We start from the raw sequence: 24899 nt of genomic DNA, 5'->3' as shown, positions 1-24899 counted from the left end.
ATTAAAAGTTCATATTTTAAGGCTAAAATTAATAATGTAGATTTTAGTCTAACTATAAAAATAATGAAATTTCATGTCATTCAACTCTAACCTATCATTTCAAGAAATCATCGATAAGAGCATGATGGATCGTATAAAAAGATTCATCACACATAAAAGCTCAAATGTTAGTAATACTGAGGACCTTGTTCAAGAAACAATGGTTAAAGCATTAAGTAGAAAAAAAACCACAGAAATTGAAAACATTAATGCTTATATAAACCAAGTAGCTAAATCAGTTATTTGTGATAACTGGGAACGCACAAAGGAACAAGAAACCATAGAGTGTACTGATCTGCTAGTTAGTAATAATGAAAATCCAGAATTAATTGCAATAAATCAACAGAAAATTATACAGTTGCACAGTGTATTAGACTCGCTACCTGAACTTAGACGAAAAGTATTTATATTACGTCGTGTTGAAGGCTTAAGTTATGATGAAATAAGTGAGCAGCTTGAGATAAGCCAAGATGCTATAAAAAAACATATAACTAGAGCAATGGCACTGATTACATTGCATGTTGATAGATATAATTAAGCTAGGCATACATACAATGAATCATAATGGACCTCTAGCGATGAAGAAAAATAATTTAGAAGAAGCAGCTAACTGGATTGATAGACTGCATGAATTAGATAATGATGAAAAACAGGAATTAACCATTTGGTTACAGAATAAAGATAATAAAATCGCTTTCGATAAAATTGCTAAAGTCTTTGGAGATGATGAAATAAAAAACGCTTTACATATTTATTCTGTGGAAAGTAAAACCAACAAAAAAAGATTAAAATCACAATCCAGTACATTACCTGTGAGAATTGGACTTGCTGCATGTGTCGCTGCGTTAACAGTAATTTCTTATTTATCCCTTACTCCTGAACAACATACCTTAAAAAATCAATCAGTATCAGCTTTAAATACCATAGAACAAAGTACTGTCGTTAACTCTAAGCTAGGCGAAAGAAAATCAACACTATTAGAAGACGGATCTTTTGTACATCTAAACGCAGATAGTGACATAAGCGTTACATTAAAAAAAACCTCGAGATACGTAGAATTTAATAAAGGACAAGTTTTTTTTGATATCGCAAAAGATTCTAAACGGCCATTCATAATAGAGTCAAATAAAGCAACTATTAAAGTATTAGGTACATCTTTTGATGTTGAAAAAGCTGATGAAACTACCATCATCACAGTTTATGAAGGTAAAGTTTCGGTAACAGCAGAGAAAGAAATTACTCTAGTTCCCCCACAGCAGGCCATAGTTAAAGGCAGTGAAATAATTATAAAAAATAATCTCATATTGAACCAATTACCTACTTGGAGAACGGGATGGTTTGAATTAAACCAACAACCTCTTTCTACTCTTATTGATAAACTACAAAGTTACAGTGCTAAAAAAATAATTATTAATAGCCAATTGAATAAATTGCTAGTTAGTGGACGATTTAAGCTAGATACCCCATATGAAAGCATATTATTAGTTGCAGCAACTTATAATTGGTCTGTGTCAGAAGATGATAATCATATTTACATCAAATCTTCATAAAGCATCATAAAATGGCTCTTTAAGAGACTGAAAATGGATTATAAAATTAAAGGGTTTTGTAAGATCTATTTTTTCTTGTTGTGGGCACTGATCTCTTACTCTACAGATGCAAACACCAAATCAATATATATCCCCACTGGAAAACTTGATCAAGTATTACAAGAAATTGCTATTAAATATGGAGTTTCGTTTAGTTACGCTCCCGCTTTGGTTAAGGGGAAGTCCAACGTTTTGCTAAATGGACGCTATACATTAGAAGAGTCACTAAAGCTAATTTTATCTGAACATAACATTGCATATGAGCTTAAAAGTAGTGGTTTTATTCTTTATAAAAAACCTAGCAAATCAGTACAGCCCTTTATTGAAGAAATAACAGTTACCAGTAGCTTTAATCAAATTAGTAAAGAATTAACTCTCGCCCCCAAAAATATTACTGAAAACCTTTCATTTAAGGAGATTATGCGAAGCCCTAGTACCAATTTAGCTGAGGCTATACAGCAGATGTCGGGAGTTACAATTACTCGTGAACTAGGTGAAGGCAAAAAAACATCAATTCGTGGTGGCACCCCTGATTTTAGTTTAACTACATTAAATGGTATGCCGGTCTTAGCCAATAATGATTCACCTATGGATAGCCGTATCCAAAAAGAAAAAGATCGCAGTTTTGATTTAAATATTTTACCTGCAGAGTTGTTTAGATCTGTGAGTGTGCAAAAAGCGTATTCTGCACCATCTTTACCTGGCGGTATTTCTGGAACGATAGAGCTTGATTTGATTAATCCGTCTGATTTGGACGATTTCTATTTCTCTATTGCACCACAAATTGGTTTTAATGATTACTCTACTGAACTGGCTAAAAATATCTCTTCTATTATCTCTAACTCATGGGAAAATTGGGGGGTGCTCGCAAGCATTACTTATTCAGACCGAAGCTCAGAAGAGCAGGGCGCAAACACTTTTCGGTGGCGAAATATAGCCTTTAAGGATGTAGATTTATCAGCGTTGTCACAACATGATAGTGATAATTTATTAAACGGGGATTATATAATTCCTAGAGGCAACCGTTACTCTGTATGGCAGGCAAACCATGAACGGCTCGGTGCTAACTTATCCTTAGAATATATTAATGAAGATACTCATATTGATTTAGATATTCTTACTGGTTATCTGAAAGGTAATAGATATGAGTTTCACGTTTACCCTAGAGGTGAAAATTCAACGCCTGTTATTAATAATTTATCAGTGATCACCGATGTTGAAGTAAATGAGTATAACGAGCTTGTGTATGCTAATTACGAGCAGGCAAACGTTTCAACCGAAAACAGAGCTCAGTCAATTGAAACCACGTATGAACAAAGTACCCTTTCTATAAGTAAAATCTTAACAAACAAATTGAAAATGAATGCTCTTTTAGGTGTTGAGTTATCAAAATATAACATCCCTTATAGCAATAAGGTTTATACCCGAGGGGTAAGCGATGTTGCTATAGACTATAGAAGCAACCCTTATTACGCAGATATTCAATATAGTGAAAACTTAGAATCATTAGATATGTGGGTATTCGACCATGGTGACTTGGAATCATACAGCTCAAGTAATAAATACTTCTTTGCTCAAGTAGATTTCAATTTTCTTGTAAACAACTCTTATGAGATCCAATTTGGCGCTGATTGGGCTGCACATAAGAGCAAAGTTGCAAATGAAAAATTAAACGATATTGCGTTTGATGGGGAGTCAGGTTCTCCTTTCAATTTAAATGAAGTTCCCAGTGCTTTTATTAATACTCAAAACCCACATAAAAAGCTTAAATGGTTGAAACTACATACCAATGATACATTGCAGTTTTTTGGGCTTGACCCTTACCGCATTGACCAAAATATAGGTCAAACCAGTTATGAAAATGAGGCTGTCACAGAATACAGCCAAGGCTTATATTCATCGTTAAATATTTCACTGGAAAACTGGAAGACCGATGTTGGCTTTCGTTACCAATCTGATCAAATAACTTCCATTAAGGCACCGGATACGCCAATAACTTATGGGGTGTTTTTACCAAGTGTTAATATGGCCTATGCGATCAATGATGATTGGCAGATTTATGTAGGTTACTCAAAAAACTATTCAAAACCAACGTTAGAATCCTTAGATTTTTATGGTAATGCCCACTTAACAGAACATTCAAAGTATGTGTTTAATCCTGATCTTAAGCCTTATATTTCTAATAACACAGATATATCTTTTAACGGACAAATTGGTGCTAATAAAACATTGGGCATTTCACTTTTTTACAAAGATATAAAAGATTACATTGTTACAACATTAATAAGTGATGATAACAGGCAGGACTATAGCAGCAGTTCCGAAACTCTTATTTGGCATGATAATGCAGAGCGTGCCTACCAATGGGGGAGTGAGGTTAGTTTTAAGTATTTGCTACAAAATACTTATTGGGGTTTTAGTATAAATGGCTCTTATAACGAAGGAAAAGTAACATATTACAACCCTGCAACCGGGTTACCGCTTTTTAAAAAGCAACTTCCTTATTTGTCAGACGTAACGGCATCAGGAACAATTTTTTATGACAGTCCTAAGACATTGTTTAAGCTATCTTCTCTCTATCGCGGTAGTTATATAGAAAGAGCTGGCGAAATATTAATAGATGAAGATGAAACAGGGTTTTTACCAACGACTTATTTCAATGCTTTTTTTAGTTATTCGTTTATTGATAACTGGGAAATAAATTTTAGTGCATTTAACTTAACCAACGAAGAAGTTCGACAATACAGTAACTCGAATTACCGCGCTTATAATACGACAACGAGTGGAAGAAGTGTTTATTTAGGCTTTAGGTATATTTACAAATAAAACCGGTTTTGGTGAGTGAATAAAGCCCTGAAGCTGACTCCAGGGCTTTATTATTTTACTTTTCAATTACGGCAAACTTACCATCTGTATGGATGAAACCCCAAATCACATTAGCATTTTTAGAGTATCCCCAGTAGCGTTGCTGGCAGCCATTAATAGCATAACTACCTTCTGGATGTTGCTCAGCAAGTCTATAGTGAACAGAATAATGGTCAGAATAACCTGTTTCAACGTAACACTCTGGGCTAAATGTCGGTACCCACTGATTGATTTCACTGTCATATCTGCCAAGAGTTAATGTTTCTAACTCTTTACCTTGTGGTGCAACTATACTGATCGCCATCGCATCTGCAAAATCTAGGTTATCGTTATTATATCTATTGTCCCATGAATCGCTATTACTACAGCCAGCTTGATAGTCACTGCTGCTAGTATCACCACTTAATGAAGCTTCCAGATCACGGCCTTTATTAAGTACACCATCACGAGAGACGTGTGTAGCGTTTAATACTTCACAACCACTGCGATTAATGTAGGTAAGTGACTCTGGTGCGGCTGAATCGATAGTACCAAACTCGTTAAATTTAGTACCATCCTGGTTTTGGTTACCGCTGATATATAAAATATCAGATAAAGTGACGTCACTTGTATCAGTAAACCAGCTAAGAGTTACAAGCTCTCTTAACATTTCAACACGGTCAATGTTTGCAGCATATGAGGTATTGTACGTCATATTGTAGCCATCAATGATAGTTGCTTCAGTGCCAATATAGCCTTCCTCAGAAGGGGCTTTACTGTGTAAAAAGTAGTTTTCATTAGGCTCTACAACGCGTTTAGTTGCATCTTTTGTATATGAGGCTTCATCTACGGCTACCCACTGTATGTCTTCACATACTTTGGTGGTTTCTACAGAGCCTTTCACCATGAAATCACCCTCATAATGACACCATTGATTTGTGTCCTTATCGTAATGAGCGCCTAAGTTCATATCTACTTCAGATAAATTATGATTAGCATAATAGTTAGTTGTCTTCATTTGACGGCCGTTTATTTCAACGACAACAAAAGAGATGCCTGCGGCTAAACCATTTGTAGACTCAGCATATTTCAAACCATTACTATTCACATAACTTTGAACTGTATCTTCACGAACGAAGTTATCAATATATAAGCTTGTTTCATATTCATCTTGACTACCGTAGAGGTTTTCATAGGATTTCCATGAGGCGCTGCCACCGACAATTTGTGTAAAACCATTTGAAGTATCTTTATGAGATTTGTCTGTATGAATAAGGCTACGCGTATATTGGTGATCGTGCCCTGAAATATAAGTCACTTGATAGTCATTAAATAGAGTTAATACATCATTTGCTAAACCTGGTGCAGAGTCATCTTGAAGTAACAAGTAACCTAATTGTCCAATATCATAACCGTCAACATTAGGTTCTTGGTTTTCTTCTAATGCACTAACGGCTTCTTCTAAAATTGCTGATAAGCGAGTTAATTCTGCTTCTTCTGCATTATTAGCCACTGCTACATCATAGTTTGCTTGAGCAAGATCTGCAGCCGTTTGGAGTACTCTTTCAGTCGCTTCATAAGCTTCATATTGTTCTACTTGGTAAGTTTGTGGGCGCTTTTTAGTTGAAAGAGGCTCATGGCCAAATGCTACAATGTGATCAACGTTTTCAGCATTTGCTGTAATTACTTCTTGTAGCCATTTATATAAAGTTAACCATGTACCTTTGAAAGTGCTGTTGTGGATATCTGCAAAGTAAAAGTCCAATCCAATAAATAGCGTGTTATCTTTTACAAAGTAATAAACCAGATCTTCTAACCCTGGGTAGCCAGTTATAACACCTTGCTCTAAGTGACCTCGTATAATTTTCCCTGTATAAGCTTGGTATAAAGCATAACCCTGATCAAAATCTACTTGGTTTTTACCTTCATAAGGGTTGATATCATTGTAAACGTTGTTTACAGATTGACGTTCCCACTCCTGGGAATTTTTGAACCATGCAGGCCAATTACGTCCGTTTACAATCTCGTGATTTCCTCGTACTGGGAATAGGTCAATTCCAGCGTCTTGCAGTGGCGAAGCTACTTTATCCATCCATTGAACATAATCTGACTCTGCTCTGTATTCAGTGATATCACCAGTTGCCAAAACAAGGTCCACATCAAGCTCAATCATTTTATCTGCAACAGCTTCCACTAATGGTACAGGTAGTATTTTCCAGTCCGGTCCAAAGTCTTTTCTTTCTTCAGGGCTAACAACAATTGGTGCTCCAGCACTGTCAGTTTCAATGTAAGGTTGGAGGGGGTCTCCTACATTGACCAAGTAACTAATGCCATCCTCATCCCAATCACCGGGCTTAACACTGTCTGATTGGCTTTCAGTTCCAGCGTCGTAGAAACCATCACCGTTAAAGTCAACACCTAGCCATTCACATATAGGGCTACCATCTACGCTAACATCATTGCCATTTTTGTCCACGCACACATAGGCTTTCATATTATCGTCATCACGGCCTTGGGTATCTGGAAAAATAGCAAAGCGCCAAACTTTATCGCTCTCTTCAGGTAAGATATTCGCGCCAGTAGTACTATTCAGCCCTAAAACAGGCTTTTGCTTAGTTAGTTGCTCAATGATTGATGTTAACGAGTCAATCTTAGCTTGAAGAGCATCTATGTCAGAACCTGAATCTGTTGTTAGCGAGTTTAGTTGCTCTGTTAACGCAGCAATTTCTTCTTTTAATGCAGTCACATCTTCATCTGACGCTGCAATGCTGTTGTTTAACTTTAATGTAAGGTCAGCAATGTTTTTTTGTATTAACTCACTTTCTAATTGAGTTAGCTCATTATTTTCACTTAATTGAGTTGCTAATAAGTTTAGCTCATTTTTTAACGCTTCAACTTCTTCGTCAGGCAGATGTGTTAAACCATCTAATTGAGCAGTTAAAGAATTAATTTGAGATAACATATCGGATGCTTGTTCATCACTTAATGAGTTTTCAGCATTAACAGCGGCGAGACTTTCTTCTAATTGTGCAACTTGCTGCTCTAGGCTATTTATTTCATCTTTATTATCATCAAAGCTACAGGCTGATAGTACAGCTGCAGCGGCTAAAGAGAGGGTAAACTTATATATTTTCATTACGTTTCCTTGATAATAGTGAAGAGAGAAATTTCTCAACTACACAACTCGACCTCGAAAACTCAGTTAGGTGGACAATATATATTTTTTATTTTTCCTCCTATATTTCATATAAATGCAATGTTGTTCATATAAAGGAAAGTTACTTTTTAGTCGAGATTAAAATAGGGGGGGGCTTAATAAATATTGAAGTCACGTAAAAAATCAACAACTATCAGGGTGGGATTACTTCATTCCACATTGTGGAAAACATACTTTTGAATATTTAAAATAAGAAATGAAGAAGTAAAAAAGCTCCCTTTAAAAAATAAAGGGAGCTGTAGTCTAGTTAATATTACTGTGTTTTTGTTGAAGCTGCTTTTGGACCATCATAGTCATAGGTGAACCAGTCTACATCAATATAGCCTGCGTCTTCTTTTTCATTCCATGAAAAGAACCCTAATCGATCGCCAGTCCACTTACCAAAGGCAATTGTAAAAGTTGGCCCAAATGCTTTAAAGCTCTTGCCGTCAAAGCTATATTCATAAGTCGCTTGATCCCGAGCATTTGAGGTTCTTACATATAGCTCATCACCAGTTAACTTTGGCCCTATGGTTTTTTCACTCATGCCATTCATGTAAAACAAGTGCTTTTCGCCTTGTTCATTCATTTCTACACCAAGCAAGTTAAAAATCCCACCATATCGAACAAAACCAGCTAGTTGATTTGGTTTCATTCCTGAGATATCAAACTTAGCGATAGCAGTGCCTGTAGTGATCCCCATCATTCTTTGACTAACAGTATTACTTGCTCTCCAAAAGTCACCATCTGAACCGTCATTATTAGTCCACTCATTGATCTTAGGACCATGACCTTCCTTATTTGGCAATACTTTACTCGCTTTCAGACGTAACCAACCCGGACGCTCAGTTAAAGACCAATGAGTATCTCTAGGGTTATGGTTCCATTCCCATTGCGGGCCTAATTTAGTTGATGAAAAATCATCGTCACTTTTTGGTGCCGTAATAGGGTAGCCGTTAATAGGCTTTTTATGGCGCTTAACAGGTTCGCCAATGCCATCATTATCTTCGTCAATACCAATAATTGGCCAACCATCAACCCAAGTTACAGGTTCCAATACCTGAGGTCTGCCTTGAAAAGGAATATCATCATTTTGAATTAACTGATGCATATACCACCAAGAATCATCAGGAGCTTGCATTAAGCCACCTTGACTGGCACTGCGATTATTAAATTCAGATCCTTTCTCTAAAACTGTTTTTACTTCATAAGGACCATAAATGCTTTCTTTAGAACGAAGGACAAGCTGCTTTCTATCGTTTTTAGGGTTTTTAACCCCTGGCTTGGTTGACTTATCACCCATCGTCCACTGAGCCATGAAGATGTACCAAGTTCCATCAATTTTATAGATCTTTGCAGCTTCTGCTCCCATGCCAGTATAAACTAGCTTTCCTTCATCAAGGATTTTTGTACCATCCCAGCTCATTTCATAAATGCGGTTTTCGTTACCTTCAATTTTATTATCAGCAGACTTTTGTTTTTTACCTGTATTGATGATCACATAAGCTTTTCTAGTTTCTTTATCCCAATATACAGCGGGGTCATCTAAAACATCAGCTTTAGGTAGCATCATTATAGGCTCACTCCATGGGCCTTCAATATTGTCTGCAGTTGTTACCATTAACCCATGTTGATAATCAATCTGATACACATACCATTTCCCCTCATGGTAAGCGATGTCACCAGCCCAAGTACCAAATGAATAACCGTTCATACGGTCCCAGTTGTACTCTGGAGCCCAAGATAACTTGGGAAATGCATGACCTACATTTGTCCAATTAACCATGTCTTTTGATTTTAAAATTGGCATACCCGGCGACATATGCTGTTTAGATGTGATCATGTAATAGGTATCGCCAACTTGCTCAATATCAGAATCTGGGTAATCGGCATTTAGTATAGGGTTTATATAAGTACCATCGCCTTGATCACCAAAGCTACCTATGTGCGCGGGCTGATTTGTATTTTCAGTGCTTTGAGCTTGTTCCTTTGTTACTTGAGAATTACAAGCTGTTAGGATTGTTGCTAAAGAGAGAGCTAAAGCACTCAGCTGAGTTTTTCTTAATGTAAGTTTCATATTTTTACTTATTGTGCGTTTTGATTTGTTGTGAGCTAATAAGATTAGTTTTGATTGGTTTCTAAGTCAACTATTCATGAAAGGAAGTAGAAGCTATTAAACATCTTTATTAAATTAAATTACTGCTCTAGATAAAATCAATTTAAATTCTATAACTAGCTATATTATTAATAAGTTAAGTTAGATTTAGGTTTGCAGAGCAGAGATCTTGATTTGCTTAAGAAACATTAATATATATTGCTACTAACGAAGTGTTCAGCTTTTACATCCTATTCATAATCTTATCTTATTGTTTTTAAATGGTTTAACCTGTTTTTACACACCAGGATTAGAACGTTTAGTTAATATTACTTGTCATTATTGTGTTATTTGTGTGAAAATCGTCAATATCGCTCAATAATAATCTTTTGTCGTAATTCAGCTACAAAAGTGATGCATATACTGTTCGGAATATTTACCTAAAGCTGTAGAGTGATAGTAACGCTATGACTGATTTAGTGCTTATTGATAGCTTCGAATAAATAAGCTCAGTTATTGCAGGGTTTAACGTACTGATTTTAATGTAAAAGAAGAATAGGGAACTTCCTTCTTTATCTACATTCTTATTTTGCAAACGCAGGTCGAGGAAAAAATGATAAAAAACACACACAAAGTAGCAGGGGCTCTTGGCTTACTACTCTTAAGTTTAATGAAACCAGCTATCGCATCCGAAAAGCCTAATGTGATATTCATACTTACAGATGATCTTGGTTTTAATCAGGTCGGTGCCTACGGTAACACTCCTATTAAAACGCCAAACTTAGATAATATAGCTAATAAAGGTATTCGATTTAATCAGGCCTATGCTGGTAATACTGTTTGCTCACCTTCGCGAGTTTCACTTTTCACTGGGCGTGATGGTCGCTATATGACTAATAACTCGAATACTGTGCAGTTAGTCGAAAGCGATATTACCGTTGCGCATGTATTAAAGCATGCTGGTTATGACACTGCATTATTTGGTAAGTACTCAATTGGTTCTCAGATGGGCGTAACTGACCCATTAGCAATGGGGTTTGATACTTGGTATGGCATGTATTCTATTTTAGAAGGTCATAGACAGTACCCACAAATTTTATGGCGTGATGGAAAAAAATTACGCATAACTGAAAATGAGGGTGGTAAAAAAGGTGCTTATGCTCAGGAATTATTTGCCAATGAAGCAATCGAATATATAGAGCAAGATCGTGAAAACCCGTTTTTTGTTATGCTAACGTTCTCTTCTCCACATGCTGAATTAGCAGTACCAGAAAAATACAGCAAACAATATTCTTTCAAAGAAAAACCATATACAGGCATGTCTACAGGTCAGCCGAGTGACAAGTATGCCGCTTATTATCCTGAACCTGTGGAAAAACCAAATGCTGTTTTGGCCGGTATGGTAAGCGCTTTAGATGATTACGTAGGTCAAATAACAAAAACTCTGGAGAAAAAAGGGATTTTAGATAATACACTGATTGTATTCACATCAGATAATGGTCCACATGATGAAGGTGGGGCTGATCCTAAAGCCCTTAAAGCGGCTGCTCCGTATAAAGGACAGAAGCGTGATCTTTATGATGGTGGCATACATGTTCCAATGTTAATCCAATGGCCAGATAAAATTAAACAGCCACGTGTAGATGAAACACCTTGGCTATTTGCCGATGTATTACCTACCTTAGCTGACATCAGCGGTGTAGATCTTAATTTGGTTCCTAGAGTTAAAACCAATGGCGTATCAATCAAAGGGTTATTGAAAGATTCTCCAGAGCCGCAACCTGAAAGAGTTTTATACTGGGAGTTTGCTAAACAAGTCGGTGATCCAAATTCAGGTGTTATTGGTGATACATTCCAAGCTGCACGTAAAGGAGACTTTAAGGCTGTACGTTATGGTATAGATTCTGAGGTCGAGCTTTACAACATCATTAAAGATCCAAGTGAATCCAAAAACTTAGCATCAAAGTATAAGTCGATGAAAAAAGAGTTTTTTGAGCTTTTTGAAAAATATAAGAATTAATTAAAATCTTATATTGAAAATTATTGTGTCGTACAGCACCTTGTACGGCACAAAACTCTAGAATATTACCCTGATAATCCTACCCAAAATTTACAAACAATCTTTTTCACTCATAACATTGCATTTTAAGTCACATTGATTTATTGTTGCTGCAAATAAGTTAAATTTTTATAAATAAGTACCCTCAACGTTAATAAGGGTTAGTGCAGAGATAAATCATGATGAATGACTTATTTCTTATCAACACTTCAATACGTAAGGCTGACAGCTTTCGTGATGAACACACAATAATAATTAGGATTTAATATGAATAAAAAGATTAAGTTAGCATTGATACCGCTTACTGTCAGTCTACTATTAACTGGGTGCGGAGAATCTGGTAGTGCTACTCAAGCAAAATTGGATTCATCTGCAGAAGAGACTGTAGAGGCTGCAGCTACATTGGAATCTAACTCAAGTGTAAAAGCAGACTCTATTGTTGTATCTGCAAGAGATGTTGCTGACCGTGCCGCCAATTGGCAATTAGAGCAACTTGGTAATCTATCTTATATACCTGAATCTCATCGTGCAAAGTCAGAAAACCCTAAATTTTGGATTCAAGCATCATTTTATATTGGTTTGACTCGTTGGGCTGAAACAACGAGCAATAAAGACTACCTGCGTTACATTGATGAAATGGCGAAAGAGCAAAACTATGAGTTGCTACTTGATCGCCCTTACCATGCTGATGATCACACAATAGGTCAAACTTATTTGTGGTTAACAGAGCAGACAGGTAATAAAGATGCTTATAAGCCAACACAAGAATTATTCGATAAGATTTTAGCTAATCAACCTAAAGTTGGCTTAGAAATGCTGGATGAAACTAGCACAACTCAAAACGGTGCTCACTTTGAAGGAAATTGCCAAGATCGTTGGTGTTGGGCTGATGCCTTATATATGGCACCAAGAACGTGGTTAAAGTTAAGCAATGTGACCGGTGACCCGAAGTATTTTGAATACGCAGATAAGGAATTCTGGGCAAGTGCAGATTATTTGTTTTCTGATAAATACGGGTTGTTTTTCCGAGACAGTCGCTATTTCGATATGAAAAACGAAAATGGTAAACCTGTATTTTGGGGAAGAGGTAATGGTTGGGTATTTGCAGCAATTCCACTGATTATTGACGATTTACCTGCTGGTCATCCCTCAAGAGAGCGTTATATCGAGCTATATAAAAAGAATGCTGCGGGTTTAATGAAGCTACAACGTGATAATGGTTATTGGCCTGCATCATTATTGGACCCTGATATCGTTAAAACTCCTGAAGTCAGTGCAACAGGCTTTATTACCTTTGGCCTCGCTTGGGGCGTTAACAATGGGATTTTAACTGATGCAAAATCGAAAGAGATTGTTGAAAAAGGGTGGCATGCAATTGAAGAGGCAGTAGAGCCTAGTGGTCGTGTTAATTGGGTACAGCATGTTGGTAAATCACCCGACCCAGTTAAAAAGACTGATTCACAATTATATGGCGTTGGGGCTGTCCTTTTAGCTGCTTCCGAAATGGTTAAATGGGAAGATTAAGCTCTTCTTAAAAATGTGATTCCCTTCACTTTACCTCAACTGAGAGTTAAGTTTTATTCCTATTAATAATATTTATTAATAGGAATTTTTTTATTCGCATGGCCTAGATAAAGTGAAGAGCTCTATTGAGAGTACTCAGTAATGAAAATATTCATACCTCTTTTTTTTGTAATACTATTGTCAGCATGTAATACCCAGAAAAACCAAGAAAGTTTGATCTTTCAACCAAGTAATTTATTAGTTGAAGGTAAAGAGCAAGCGTTAAATGTTCATAATAGTCATCCGAAGTTATCATGGCATGCAAATATTAAAAGCCAATCCCACTATCAGATTCAGGTAAGCCGGAACAGCCAGTTTGATTCAAACTCTCTACTTTGGGATAGCGGGAAGGTTAAAGCAAAAAAATCGATAAATATTATGTATCAAGGCGCTACATTAAATACCGATGAAACTGCTCATTGGCGCGTGAGAGTTTGGCAATCTGGTATAGAGAGAGCTAGTCCTTGGAGTAAACCTAGCACTTGGGAAGTGGGGCTTCTTAATGAAAGTGATTGGCACGCTAAATGGCTGCAAGTACAACAACAAGTTATCACACCTGTTACTGAGCATGTTAATCAATGGGCGCTGTACGCCACAGGCCTTCACCCTGAGGATGTACCAACCTTAACTAAGCAAAAAAAGAAAACGCAAGAACTGGTTATTGGGCAAGTTAAGGCACAGCCAACAGCGAGTTTATTTCGTCATACTTTTAAAGCCCAAAATAGTAAGAAAATAGTTAAAGCTAAGCTTCACAGCACAGCCGCTGGTTATTACGAGATTTACCTTAATGGTCAGAGAGTCTCAGACCGTATTATGGACCCAGGACAAACAGATTTTGATAAGCGTATTCTTTACAATACCGATGAGGTATCTAACTTCCTGTTACCGGGTAATAACACGATAGCTGTTCATTTAGGTAGTGGTTGGTATGATGAAAGCATTGCTTTTAGCCGCTGGAAAAATCCTGATGCCTCAAAAAGCCGCCCCTCAAAAACATTGTCATATGGCCAACCTAAATTTATTGCACAATTAGAGCTTAGCTATAATGATGGCTCCACGCAGTTAGTAACATCAAATGAGAACTGGGTAAGTCATCCTTCACCAGTGGTAAAGGAAGGGGTTTTTTCAGGGGAGTTATATGATGCAAATAAAGCAGTTAAGCGCTGGAATGTAAATTCAGAAAACCTCTCAGGCTGGAAGCCAGTACAAGCCCTTGCACAGTGGCCCACTGAAAAGCTTGAACCACAACTTTTACCGCCTATACGGCCTATTAAAAAAATGACAGTGCAAAAAATCTTTCAGCCTAAACCAAACATATGGGTACTCGATTTTGGGCAAAACTTTACTGGCGTGCCAACATTTAACTTAGATAAGTTAGGGTTGCGCAAGGGACAGGCTGTGTATTTTAGATATGCTGAATGGGCTGATATTGATGGCAATATAAGCCAAAAAACAGGTGGCGGAGCGCCTTTATTAAAACAGGCAGATGGTTATATCGCTGCTGATAACAATGAATCAACATGGACACCTGAATTTACTTGGCATGGCTTTAGGTATTTAGAAATAACAGGCCTTGATCAAGCGCCGAGTATTGACGCAATCACTGCTCACTTAGTCAGAAGTGATGTAGAAATAGCAGGCACTTTTGACAGCTCGAATGAGCTTCTAAACCGTATTCATGATATGGCGTTATGGAGCTACGAAAGTAACTTAATGGCCGTTCCTATGGATTGTCCTATTCGTGAGCGTGCTGGGTGGACTGGTGATGCGCATGCAGCACTGATCACTGGTAACTATAACTTTAATATGGACAACTTTTGGCAAAAATACTTAGGTGACTTTAAAACTGCAACGTTTGAAGCGCCTGCCGTCGTTCCAGGTAAGCGTACGCATGGCGACAAGTTTGACTGGGCTGTGGCTGAAATCATCATTGCATGGGAGCATTATCGTCATCATGGTGATTTACAAGTCTTAGAAGGGCAGTTTACTAGCTTAGTTGAATACATGGAGCTAGCTGAAAGTAAAATAGACAAAGGTTTATTGCGTATAGGTTATGGCGATTGGTGTGATCCAGTATTAGAGCCTGGAATGGGCAGAAAGCGCTGTAATCCTCAACACACGTCACCAACCATAACAAGTTCAGCATTACTTGCTCACGGTTCAGACTTAATGAGTAAAATTGCAGAGCTAGTGAATGAGCCTGAAAAAGCAAAACACTACACCAGTTTATTTAAATCAATAAGCGCGCAATTTAACAAAGAGTTCTATAACCCTGAAACTAAACACTATGGTAGCCAAACAGCAGATGCTATGGCTTTGCGCTTTGGTATTGCGCCAGTGCACTTACGTCAATCAATAGCTGATGCACTTAATATGGATGTTGTCGAAGACTGGAATGGTCATGGCTCTGTAGGTGCACTAGGTCAAACCTATTTGTACTTAGCTTTAAGTGATTTTGGCTATGGTGATACGGCCTTTAATATTTTTACTGAAGATGGTTACCCTGGTTATTCATATCAGTTTGAAAAGCTAAATGCGACCACCCTATGGGAGCGAAAAGGGGTGTTAGACCCAGATTTAGATCCAGAGCGTCGTAATGCGCCTGGGCGTTCATTAAATCATCCATTTCATAGTGGATATGATGGCTGGTTCTTTGAGGGGCTTGGTGGGATCCGACCTTTAGATGACGAACCTGGTTATCAAGTATTTGAACTTCGCCCAGTATTTCCTAAAAACCTAGAGTGGGTTGATGTTAGCTATCAAACGGGTTATGGAAAAATCAAAAGTAAATGGGTTCAAAAAGATGGCCTGATCAAATGGAGCTTTGAAATTCCTAATAACAGCAGTGCTTACGTAACACTCCCTGATAAGCCGAAAGGGCTTTTTGAGGCGGGTAAATATACCTTTGAGTTTAAACGTTAGTTACTACTAACATACTCGATAGGTGTCGGTATAAAAGCGTTGTGAATGTATTTTCACAACCTTGTTACCGTTACTAAAGTGTTTAAATTCGTAAAGTGTCACTATCTGAGATGTATTTACTAGTAGAACAAAACCTGAAGATTAATTTCATACACAAAAAATAAAGGTAATGAACAATGGTTATCCGTAAAGTATTAATTCCAATCGCGGCAGTCTTAACACTCTGTGCTTGTAATGCGCAAAAACAAAATGTGCAATTAGAAACTAAAGCTGCTCCGCTATATACACAGGTTGGTGATGATCCTAGTTGGCAAACAGTTAAAGACAGTGAAGGGTTAAAACCCCATCACACAAATACAACTAAAGGTTACAAGGGATCAAAAGTTGATGTTAATAATGCTTTGGTAGAAGTTGGCCCTTATGCGAACAACCCAATAATTCAAGATAATTTGGCCATTCATACTGTTGGTCATGCCTCAATTCGTCGCGACCAATTTGACCGGTGGACACGCTGGTACCAAGAAGACGGTAACACTCAAGTGTTTCGGTTATTTAAGGGCGAAGAAAACCTTCGTAATAAACGAGAAAATGCAGCACGTATTGAAAGCTTTAGTACGAAAGATAAATGGGCACCTGCCCAAGGTGTTTGGCGAGAGTGGGCAGGGCGTTTCACTATTATCAAATCGGCTGGATGCGCATTACCGCATATGTGCTCAATTTTTCAGGCTAAAGGCAATAACGTAGACCATTGGTCTGTCATGATCCGCTTAGATGAGCACGGTAATATTTGGTATGTACCACGTAAAGAGCAGCCTGAAATTGGGAATAAAAAGTATATCGTAGCGAAGAATATGAATGGAAAAGGGTTTGATGTCCGTGTAAGAGACAATGGCATGGATTACGAAGTATTCATCGATAATAAAAAAGTTGGTTACGGTCAGTGGGAGCGCACTGAAGAGATTGGTTTTCGCTGGGGAATTTATGTTGGGCGAAGCGAAGTCACAGACGATATTATGCTCTTTGCAAGTGGCGTAACAATGCATTAATCAATTCACTTAAATCTAACAAAGCCTTATATAGGCAATAGATGCAACCTAGCGTCATTAAGAACGGCGCTAGGTTTTTTATCAAATCAGATTGCTCCGAATCTATAAACGACAAAAATCACCAAAACTTCACCTCACCTTGTAATAAAAATGTAGCTAAATGATTTATTATTTGACATTAGCAATCAATATGAGTCAATATCAATCATTAAGGTGTTCTATTCAAACGTTACTTAACTGCTCCACATACGTTAATTTGTGGTTTGTGTTTGACTTTAAAAGAGGTATTAATGAATAAAATAATAACTAAAAGCACTATGGCTTTGGCTATTTTGCTTGCGCTACCTGCATGTGATGCCGTTGAAAAAAATAGTAAACAAGCAGCTCTTTTAAATGAAAGTGCTCAGTTTTGTAGCGCCACACTCGATAAAGCAAAATTGCAATTAGACGACTTTAGAAAAGCTTATACAAATCCAAATAAAATACCGACTTCGTTCAGTGATGGTAAGGTTAACTTTATTACTCCTATGGGTTGGACGAGTGGCTTTGTAGCTGGCAGCTTTTGGTATATGTACGAGCACAGTCAAGATAAAAGTTGGCTAGATACAGCGACTCACTGGACTAACGCGTTAGAAGATATGCAGTTCAACCGTAAAACGCATGACGTGGGTTTTATTATGAACAATAGCTTTGGCAACGGGTTAAGATTAACTGGAAATAAAAATTATAGTCCTATTTTAGTAAGTACAGCGCAAACACTGATGGAGCGTTACAACCCGGATATTGGTGCAACCTTCTCATGGAGTTGGGGGACGTGGGAGTTCCCAGTGATCATTGATAATATGATGAATTTAGAGTTGTTATTTAATGCTTCATTAGCGACTGGCGATAAAAAATATTACGATGCCGCAGTAAGCCACGCCACAGTAACAATGAAGCACCACTTCCGAGATGATTACAGTTCATATCATTTAGTTAATTATAGCCGCGATACCGGCTTGCCACAGTCAAAACAAACCTTTCAAGGCCTAACAGATGATTCTTCTTGGTCACGCGGCCAAGCATGGGGCGCGTATGGTTATACAATGGTTTATCGCTATACAAAAGATGAAAAATTTCTGAATCATGCTCGTAATATCGTTAATTATCTTCTCACTCATAAAAACATGCCTGAGGATTTGGTCCCATATTTTGATTACGACGCGCCTGAACATCCTGATGTGATTAATTATCGAGATTCTTCAGCAGCATCTTTACTAGCTAGTGGGCTGCTAGAGTTAGCAAATTATGTAGAAAAAGATGAGGCAACACGTTATCGCAAAGCCGCAATGAAAATGTTACATAGCCTGAGCTCACCAGAATATTTAGCCGCCAAAGGTGAAAATGGCCACTTTTTGTTAAAGCAGGCAACGGGTCATTACCCAGCAGGTAAAGAACTTAATGCGGCATTAAATTATGGCGATTATTACTACTTAGAAGCACTCAATCGTTGTAAAAATACAATTTAACTATGAATACGCTTACAACAATAAACACACAATTATTTAGGAACACCCGACAATGTTTGTAATAGACAGCAAAATTAAACGGGAAATACCATTGCGTAATTTCTTGAGTTCTAACGTAGTCGCTATTTGTTTTATTTTTTTACTGACGCTTATTACATTTGGAGTGTCGGCAAAGGAAATAGAGCGCCCATCTATATGGGTTAAGAAATCTGAACGTTCAGAGATTTTAAATAAAATAAAAACAGAGCCTTGGGCTAAGTCACTATTTAAAGAGCTTAAGCATCGTGTTGAGCCAATCGCTGCTCTTAATAAAGAAGAGCGCTTAAAACCACTGAAAGAGTTGCCATTAATTTGGAATGAAGATAAGTCTCAGGCACCAATATTGCCACTATTTCGAGTGAAAGGTGGCGGTAGCAAAGAACAATTAACGCAAGTTATTAAAGCTCTTCAAGACGGTGTTGATTGTGGTGTCATGTATTATTTAACTCAGGAAGATAAATACGCAGCCTGTGGTGCCGATATTCTCAATACATATACCAACGCATTAACGCTAATGAAAGTTCATAAAGAAGGTGCAATGAACTCAAGTTGGATGTTCCCTGGGGATCATCTTTACGAAGCCCGTGTTATTGGTGCGCAATTACCAATTATTTATGATTTTGTTTATCCATACCTAAAATCAGGTGGTAAAGTTTACGACTTACAATCAAATAACCTCGTATCGTTTGATTTCACACAAGCACAACAGGTGTTTAAAACTTATGTTTGGTTAGCACTAAATAAAGGCCTGCTAGATTCGAATTGGCCGGTATTAGAATCATCAAGCCTAGTACACAATATCTTAGCGTTAGATGATCCTAAAGAAATAGCTAAAAAGCTACCGTATTACACTCATGTAGATACTAAACACCAAGCTTCGTTAAATACTGTTGCAAGAAAATTTGAAAATGAAGGTGATATTTGGCCAGAATCTTTCCAATACTCTAAACATGTAGCAGCTTTCTCTGTTTATTTAATGACTTTACTAGACCGCTACGACCCAACTCTTAAATTGGGACAAAAATACACCAATATTCCTGCAGCATTTACGTCATATTATGATCTGCAATACCCAAATAACGAATACCCTTATATTGGTGATGGCCACCGTACCTATAAACCAGAGTATTCAGCACTTGAAATGTCACTGTTATTGGCAAAATTAAATAATAATGAAAAGCAGATTGATGACTTTAGTAACTATTTGGCATCAAGTATAAGCGCAGGAGCATATGATCGCGGCCACTTACACAATCGCTCTTACGGACCTAGCCCGTACTACACACCATTACAACTATTATGGTCAGTAAAAGAAATTCAAAGTACTCAAAAAGTAGATGTAGCACCGCCGCGTCCTAGAACTAAGCGTCTAGAGTACGCAGGAATGAATATTCAACGAAATATCAGTACACAAAACCCTGTTAAAAATAGCTTGATGGCGTTTGTTGCCGGTGGTTCATATATTCATGGTCATGCTTCAGGTATGGACATGGAGCTATATGGTCAAGGTCATGTACTTGGCGTTGATGGTGGTAAAGGCACTTACAGAACCCCAATTCATGAAAACTATTATCGATTATTTGCAGCGCATAATTCAGTAATTAGTAATGGTGCATCTGCTTCTAGCGGTGATTGGATCAATTTAGGTATTAACCGCGTGCAATCTATTGCTATGGAGCCTACAGCAGGCGAAGAAGGTGTTTCAGATAAATACTCATTCAATACCTCATCATTCTATGATGAGTTTAATAAGGTAGCACCTGCTGACCACCAGCGTACTTTAGCTTTAATTAAACTTTCTGATACCAAAGGTTATTATCTTGATATTTTCAGAGCAAAAAGTAGCTATAACGATGAGTTTCACGATTATGTGTATCACAACATTGGTGATTCATTAACAGTAACATCAGAAAACCAAAACGTGGACTTAGTTGCAGAGCCAAAGCGTTACCAAGCTTCTAGCGAAATCCCCTGGGTGAAACATAAAGATTATCAACATCCTGGATGGCATTACTTTGAAGATGTTAAGACAGCTAAAGCATCTTCAGAACAATATGAGGCTACGTTCACAGCCTCTAAGCTTTCAGATAAATCAATCTCAATGCGAGCATTGATCCCTGCAGGGCTTGATATTGAACTCACTACAGTAAAAGCACCGCAAGCTTATGGCGCGTCTGCACCTTATAATAAAAAGCCACTCCCTACACTTGTAATGCGCCACCAAGGTGAAACGTGGAGTAACCCTTTTGCTGTTGCATATGAATCGATTACAGAAGGCGAAGATTATGCGTTAACGTCTGTTGAAAGACTCTACTCTAAAGGTGTATTTAAAGGCGTGAAAGTAAGTGCCTCAGTGAATAATAAACCACTAACGCAATACATCATTGTGCAAGAAAATATAAATGATAAATACGAAGACAAAAAGTTAGGTATTTATTTTCAAGGTAAGTTTGCTGTTATCACTACAGATGAGCAAAACCAACTTGTCGACATGTATATAGGTCATGGTAAAAGCGTGAAATACAAAAATCACTCACTTAATACCTCGTATGAAAGATCAGGTTATTTGAAATTATAACAACTTGATGATTCGTCATTAAAAAAGAGTGTGGTTCGTATAAGTAACAATAGCGAATCACACTCAATGAAACGCTAGTGAGTGTGATTCAAATACTTTCATTGCGACTCACTATCTACACAACATACCGAGACACACATTATGCAATTATCAGCATCCTTCAAAGCGATTAAACTAAGTAAAAAAACAATAATTTTAAATTTAGCTCTAACCGCCAGTATTTTAACGACAGCCTGTTCATCTAATTCAGTTACGACTAGCGAGCAATCGTTTATGAATGAAAGGGCAGAGCTTATCGAAAAATACTCTGCAACAGATAAGGTATTTGCAACACTGCAAAATCAAGTTGAGCCGAATAATCTAGAGAGTAGCGAGTATTGGCGCTGGAGAATAGATCAATACTTATACGGTGCTTACCCAGAATACCAAGCCATTTATAATAAATACACGCAAGGAAAAACGTTTCACCAAATTTACACGCTCCCACCTGAAGACCTAGGGCCGAAAAAAGCATTACCTTCATCACTGCCATCACTCCCAGAGGGCTACTTTACAGATAACTTGCAAGGAAACCCACATACGGGCTGGCATGATGTTATCGGCGATAAGGTATTTATTACCTATCAAGGGCATCTAACCGACCCTTATATCGCCAGTTATGATCTTAACACTCATCAATGGGATGGGCCTTATAAAGCGGCAGAAAGTACCCTTTCAAAAGGCGACAGGAAAATTGATAGTCATGGTCGGCCAATCATTGAGCAAGACAGTAAAGGCTATTTTCATATCATTTACGGAGGCCATGGAGGAGAGCGTGAAGACGGTTTAAATCCGTCTGCGATAGACACCCCACATGCTGGTGGGAGAATGCTGCATGTTATGTCAGAAAAACCAAATGACATTAGTAAGTTTGTATATGTAAACGACATTACACCGTTTGCATCGTATACTGCCAGTGAAAAAATGGCCAATGGCGATATATACCTGTTCACCCGGGTTGGAACACACAAATCGCCTTGGGTTTATTATAAAATGGAACACGGCAAGCAAACGTTTAATAAACCGGTCACCATTACTGTGCCGACACCGCAAGAGCATAACCCAATCAACGTCGATACATTTTATATAACACCAAAAAAAGTGTCGGATACAGAAATTGCTATTAGCTCATTATGGCACGAATGTAACTTCCTTGAGGTTCACAACAAAACTAATTATGGTCGTATAAACTCGTATTATATGAAGCTCGATACCACAACAGATACGTTTTATAACGCGCAAAATGAAAAGTTAGCATTACCTATCACGTTAGCGAAAGCGAACAAAAAGACACTGGCCTTTGACTCAACACAACGAGAAGAAACACCATTTAGTACCACCCCAATAATGTTAGGTGATAACACGCCTGCAGTTGCGTACCAAGCACGGACCAAGCAATACAGAGAATGGCGCATAACATCGTTCAAAAATGGACAGTGGACACACAGTCAACCCATGCCAGGCACTGTAAACAGAACCTTGGTAGATAGTAAAAACAACACTATAACCAATATTTTGAAGCTTGAAGTATTAAGTAAAGAGCAAGATCAATACACCGCAGCAGTTACTTATAAAGATGCCAAAGGCCTTTCTACTTTTGCCACAGCAATAAGCACCGATGCTCAAAATTGGCGTATTGATAAAACACATTTAAGTTTGGCTAAATCAAGAATTGAAATGAACGTGGTCAAAAAAGAGCATGGGACTGCCGTAGCTGTTTTACTAAATGTTAAAAAAGGCTCAGCGCAACGTATTTACTTATGGAGTGGAGGCAAGTTTCGTCCCGTTTCATAACTTGTATAAATATCACTGTTTATTATTGATATAGATTACTTAAATGAGCGCTGCTACTGAGGTAGCGCTTTTATGATTTTGGTAAAAGTTAAGAGACTAGGATGGTGAAGTATAGACTGTCGCTCTAGCTTGCTTTTGAGCTGAGACATACAGAGCCGAAGTGCGGACTTTAACCGTTAAGCTTTTGATGGCAGCAACTAGCCAATAGCTGTCATTAGCTTATGAGTTACTAGCGGCAACTCAAAGTCAAAAGCAAACCTAATTTTTTCACTAAGCCTGCTTTTATAATCTCTGTTGTTACTTACCTAGACGGAAAGCGGGGATAGATTTTAACTAAATTTTAATTCGTACTTTTCTATCAAGCATTCCACTATAACGTGTTAATACAAGCGCAACTAAAACAACAATAGCGCCTACCCAAGGTGTATTCATTAAGCCATGTTCAGCGACAATATTCCCTCCACCCCATGCACCAATTGCAATACCAACATTAAAGGCAGCGATATTTAATCCTGATGCTACATCTACTGCATCTGGTGTGTGTTTTTCAGCTAACTTAACCACGTATACCTGTAAGCCTGGAACATTCCCAAAGGCAAATGCTCCCCAAACCAAAATAGTAAACACAGCTGTAATAGGGTGGTAAGCGGTATAACTCAACATAAATAATATACCAGCAAGACCTGCGAAAATTATTGTTAAAGCTTTAATTGGCCCCAAATTATCAGCCATTTTACCACCCCAGATATTACCAATAGCAACTGACACACCATAAACTAAAAGTATCAAGGCAACAGAGCTTGAATCAAAGCCACTAACTTCATTTAGGATCGGAGCTAAATAAGTAAATGCGATGAAAGTTCCACCGTAACCAATAGCCGTAATTGCATAAACTAATAGTAATCGAGGGTGAGTTAATACTTTTAACTGTGCTGTAATGTTAGTGGGATTAGCTTGTTTTAAATTATTAGGAACTAATATGGCACTACCAATCATGGCTAATAAGCCTAAAATAGACACAGTTAAAAAAGTCGCCTCCCAGCCAAAAACTTGACCGATATAAGTACCTAGAGGAACTCCAGTGACTAAAGCTACTGTTAATCCTGTAAACATAATCGCAATAGCACTTGCGCCTTTTTCCTTAGGAACTAAACCTGTCGCAATAGTCGACCCTATTGAAAAGAAAACACCATGTGCTAACCCTGTTAGAATTCGGGCTATTACCAGTGCTTCAAAGCTCGGTGCTTGCCAAGCGACTAAGTTTCCAATAACAAACAAACCCATAACTGATAGCAATACATGTTTTCTATTCCATCTGCTGGTTAACGCTGTTAACACAGGTGCTCCTATAGCTACTCCTAAAGCATAAAGACTCACTAGTAAGCCTGCTGAAGGGATTGATACATTAAGGTCTTGTGCCATTGTTGGAAGTAATCCAACAATCACGAATTCTGTTGTTCCTATGGCAAAAGCGCTAAGCGCTAATGCTATCAATGCAAGAGGCATCATTATCTCCAAATAAGTTTATTTAAACGATATAAAGTCAGGCGAAAAATCTAATCGCTTCCTTTATTTGTTGAAGTCATTA

Annotated in this window: 13 protein-coding genes; 10 read left to right on the top strand and 3 right to left on the bottom strand. The window is 37.7% G+C overall.

Annotated features, from left to right (window positions below; all coding sequences use genetic code 11):
* Positions 1-73: 73 nt before the first annotated feature.
* From AAEU30_RS16315 to AAEU30_RS16305, 3 genes are read left to right on the top strand one after another with little or no spacing between them, the layout of a single operon-like run.
* A complete protein-coding gene (locus tag AAEU30_RS16315; RefSeq protein ID WP_421961409.1) occupies positions 74-577 on the top strand; it encodes an RNA polymerase sigma factor in 504 nt (167 codons plus the stop codon).
* Positions 578-593: 16 nt separating this feature from the next.
* Positions 594-1589: a FecR family protein gene (locus AAEU30_RS16310; RefSeq protein ID WP_421961408.1), complete on the top strand. Its 996-nt coding sequence runs from the start codon at positions 594-596 to the stop codon at positions 1587-1589.
* 33 nt (positions 1590-1622) lie between these two features.
* Entirely contained in the window at positions 1623-4454 is a 2832-nt protein-coding gene (locus AAEU30_RS16305; RefSeq protein ID WP_421961407.1) for a TonB-dependent receptor, read from the top strand.
* A 55-nt stretch (positions 4455-4509) separates the two neighbouring features.
* Here AAEU30_RS16305 and AAEU30_RS16300 read toward each other — a convergent pair whose 3' ends face one another.
* Both AAEU30_RS16300 and AAEU30_RS16295 read right to left on the bottom strand, forming a co-directional pair.
* Positions 4510-7608 (bottom strand): metallophosphoesterase, encoded by a 3099-nt coding sequence (locus AAEU30_RS16300; RefSeq protein ID WP_421961406.1) that lies wholly within the window; start codon positions 7606-7608, stop codon positions 4510-4512.
* 334 nt (positions 7609-7942) lie between these two features.
* Positions 7943-9745: a glycoside hydrolase family 43 protein gene (locus AAEU30_RS16295; protein WP_421961405.1), complete on the bottom strand. Its 1803-nt coding sequence runs from the start codon at positions 9743-9745 to the stop codon at positions 7943-7945.
* A 631-nt stretch (positions 9746-10376) separates the two neighbouring features.
* Here AAEU30_RS16295 and AAEU30_RS16290 point away from each other — a divergent pair.
* The 7 genes from AAEU30_RS16290 (at position 10377) to AAEU30_RS16260 (ending at position 23311) form a co-directional block, all read left to right on the top strand.
* Positions 10377-11783 carry a sulfatase-like hydrolase/transferase gene (locus AAEU30_RS16290; RefSeq protein ID WP_421961404.1) on the top strand — a complete coding sequence of 469 codons (1407 nt, stop codon included), beginning with the start codon at positions 10377-10379 and terminating at the stop codon, positions 11781-11783.
* A 306-nt stretch (positions 11784-12089) separates the two neighbouring features.
* On the top strand, positions 12090-13346 hold the full coding sequence (locus AAEU30_RS16285; protein WP_421961403.1) for a glycoside hydrolase family 88/105 protein: 1257 nt from the start codon (positions 12090-12092) through the stop codon (positions 13344-13346).
* A gap of 141 nt (positions 13347-13487) precedes the next feature.
* Positions 13488-16307, top strand: a complete 2820-nt coding sequence (locus AAEU30_RS16280; RefSeq protein WP_421961402.1) for a family 78 glycoside hydrolase catalytic domain — start codon at positions 13488-13490, stop codon at positions 16305-16307.
* 176 nt (positions 16308-16483) lie between these two features.
* Positions 16484-17353 (top strand): hypothetical protein, encoded by an 870-nt coding sequence (locus tag AAEU30_RS16275; RefSeq protein ID WP_421961401.1) that lies wholly within the window; start codon positions 16484-16486, stop codon positions 17351-17353.
* A 290-nt stretch (positions 17354-17643) separates the two neighbouring features.
* The gene (locus AAEU30_RS16270) at positions 17644-18861 is read left to right on the top strand and encodes a glycoside hydrolase family 88 protein (protein ID WP_421961400.1); all 1218 of its coding nucleotides are present in this window, start codon (positions 17644-17646) and stop codon (positions 18859-18861) included.
* Between the two features lie 52 nt (positions 18862-18913).
* Positions 18914-21478, top strand: coding sequence for an endo-acting ulvan lysase-like protein (locus AAEU30_RS16265; protein WP_421961399.1), 2565 nt, complete (start codon positions 18914-18916; stop codon positions 21476-21478).
* 141 nt (positions 21479-21619) lie between these two features.
* The gene (locus AAEU30_RS16260) at positions 21620-23311 is read left to right on the top strand and encodes a hypothetical protein (RefSeq protein ID WP_421961398.1); all 1692 of its coding nucleotides are present in this window, start codon (positions 21620-21622) and stop codon (positions 23309-23311) included.
* A 333-nt stretch (positions 23312-23644) separates the two neighbouring features.
* On the opposite strand, the gene AAEU30_RS16255 is transcribed toward AAEU30_RS16260, so the two are convergent.
* On the bottom strand, positions 23645-24817 hold the full coding sequence (locus AAEU30_RS16255) for an MFS transporter (protein ID WP_421961459.1): 1173 nt from the start codon (positions 24815-24817) through the stop codon (positions 23645-23647).
* Positions 24818-24899: the final 82 nt, after the last annotated feature.

It is taken from the genome of Pseudoalteromonas mucoides (assembly GCF_049257175.1).
GTDB lineage: Bacteria > Pseudomonadota > Gammaproteobacteria > Enterobacterales > Alteromonadaceae > Pseudoalteromonas.
Note: the sequence above shows the minus strand (reverse complement) of the source record. Positions and strands in the feature narration are given on the sequence as shown.

Excerpts from the sequence above, each read along its gene's own strand:
- AAEU30_RS16295 (WP_421961405.1), bottom strand. The coding sequence starts at position 9,745 with ATGAAACTTACATTAAGAAAAACTCAGCTGAGTGCTTTAGCTCTCTCT.
- AAEU30_RS16285 (WP_421961403.1), top strand. The coding sequence starts at position 12,090 with ATGAATAAAAAGATTAAGTTAGCATTGATACCGCTTACTGTCAGTCTA.
- AAEU30_RS16310 (WP_421961408.1), top strand. The coding sequence starts at position 594 with ATGAATCATAATGGACCTCTAGCGATGAAGAAAAATAATTTAGAAGAA.
- AAEU30_RS16305 (WP_421961407.1), top strand. The coding sequence starts at position 1,623 with ATGGATTATAAAATTAAAGGGTTTTGTAAGATCTATTTTTTCTTGTTG.
- AAEU30_RS16270 (WP_421961400.1), top strand. The coding sequence starts at position 17,644 with ATGAATAAAATAATAACTAAAAGCACTATGGCTTTGGCTATTTTGCTT.
- AAEU30_RS16300 (WP_421961406.1), bottom strand. The coding sequence starts at position 7,608 with ATGAAAATATATAAGTTTACCCTCTCTTTAGCCGCTGCAGCTGTACTA.
- AAEU30_RS16315 (WP_421961409.1), top strand. The coding sequence starts at position 74 with ATGTCATTCAACTCTAACCTATCATTTCAAGAAATCATCGATAAGAGC.
- AAEU30_RS16280 (WP_421961402.1), top strand. The coding sequence starts at position 13,488 with ATGAAAATATTCATACCTCTTTTTTTTGTAATACTATTGTCAGCATGT.
- AAEU30_RS16260 (WP_421961398.1), top strand. The coding sequence starts at position 21,620 with ATGCAATTATCAGCATCCTTCAAAGCGATTAAACTAAGTAAAAAAACA.
- AAEU30_RS16275 (WP_421961401.1), top strand. The coding sequence starts at position 16,484 with ATGGTTATCCGTAAAGTATTAATTCCAATCGCGGCAGTCTTAACACTC.
- AAEU30_RS16255 (WP_421961459.1), bottom strand. The coding sequence starts at position 24,817 with ATGCCTCTTGCATTGATAGCATTAGCGCTTAGCGCTTTTGCCATAGGA.
- AAEU30_RS16265 (WP_421961399.1), top strand. The coding sequence starts at position 18,914 with ATGTTTGTAATAGACAGCAAAATTAAACGGGAAATACCATTGCGTAAT.
- AAEU30_RS16290 (WP_421961404.1), top strand. The coding sequence starts at position 10,377 with ATGATAAAAAACACACACAAAGTAGCAGGGGCTCTTGGCTTACTACTC.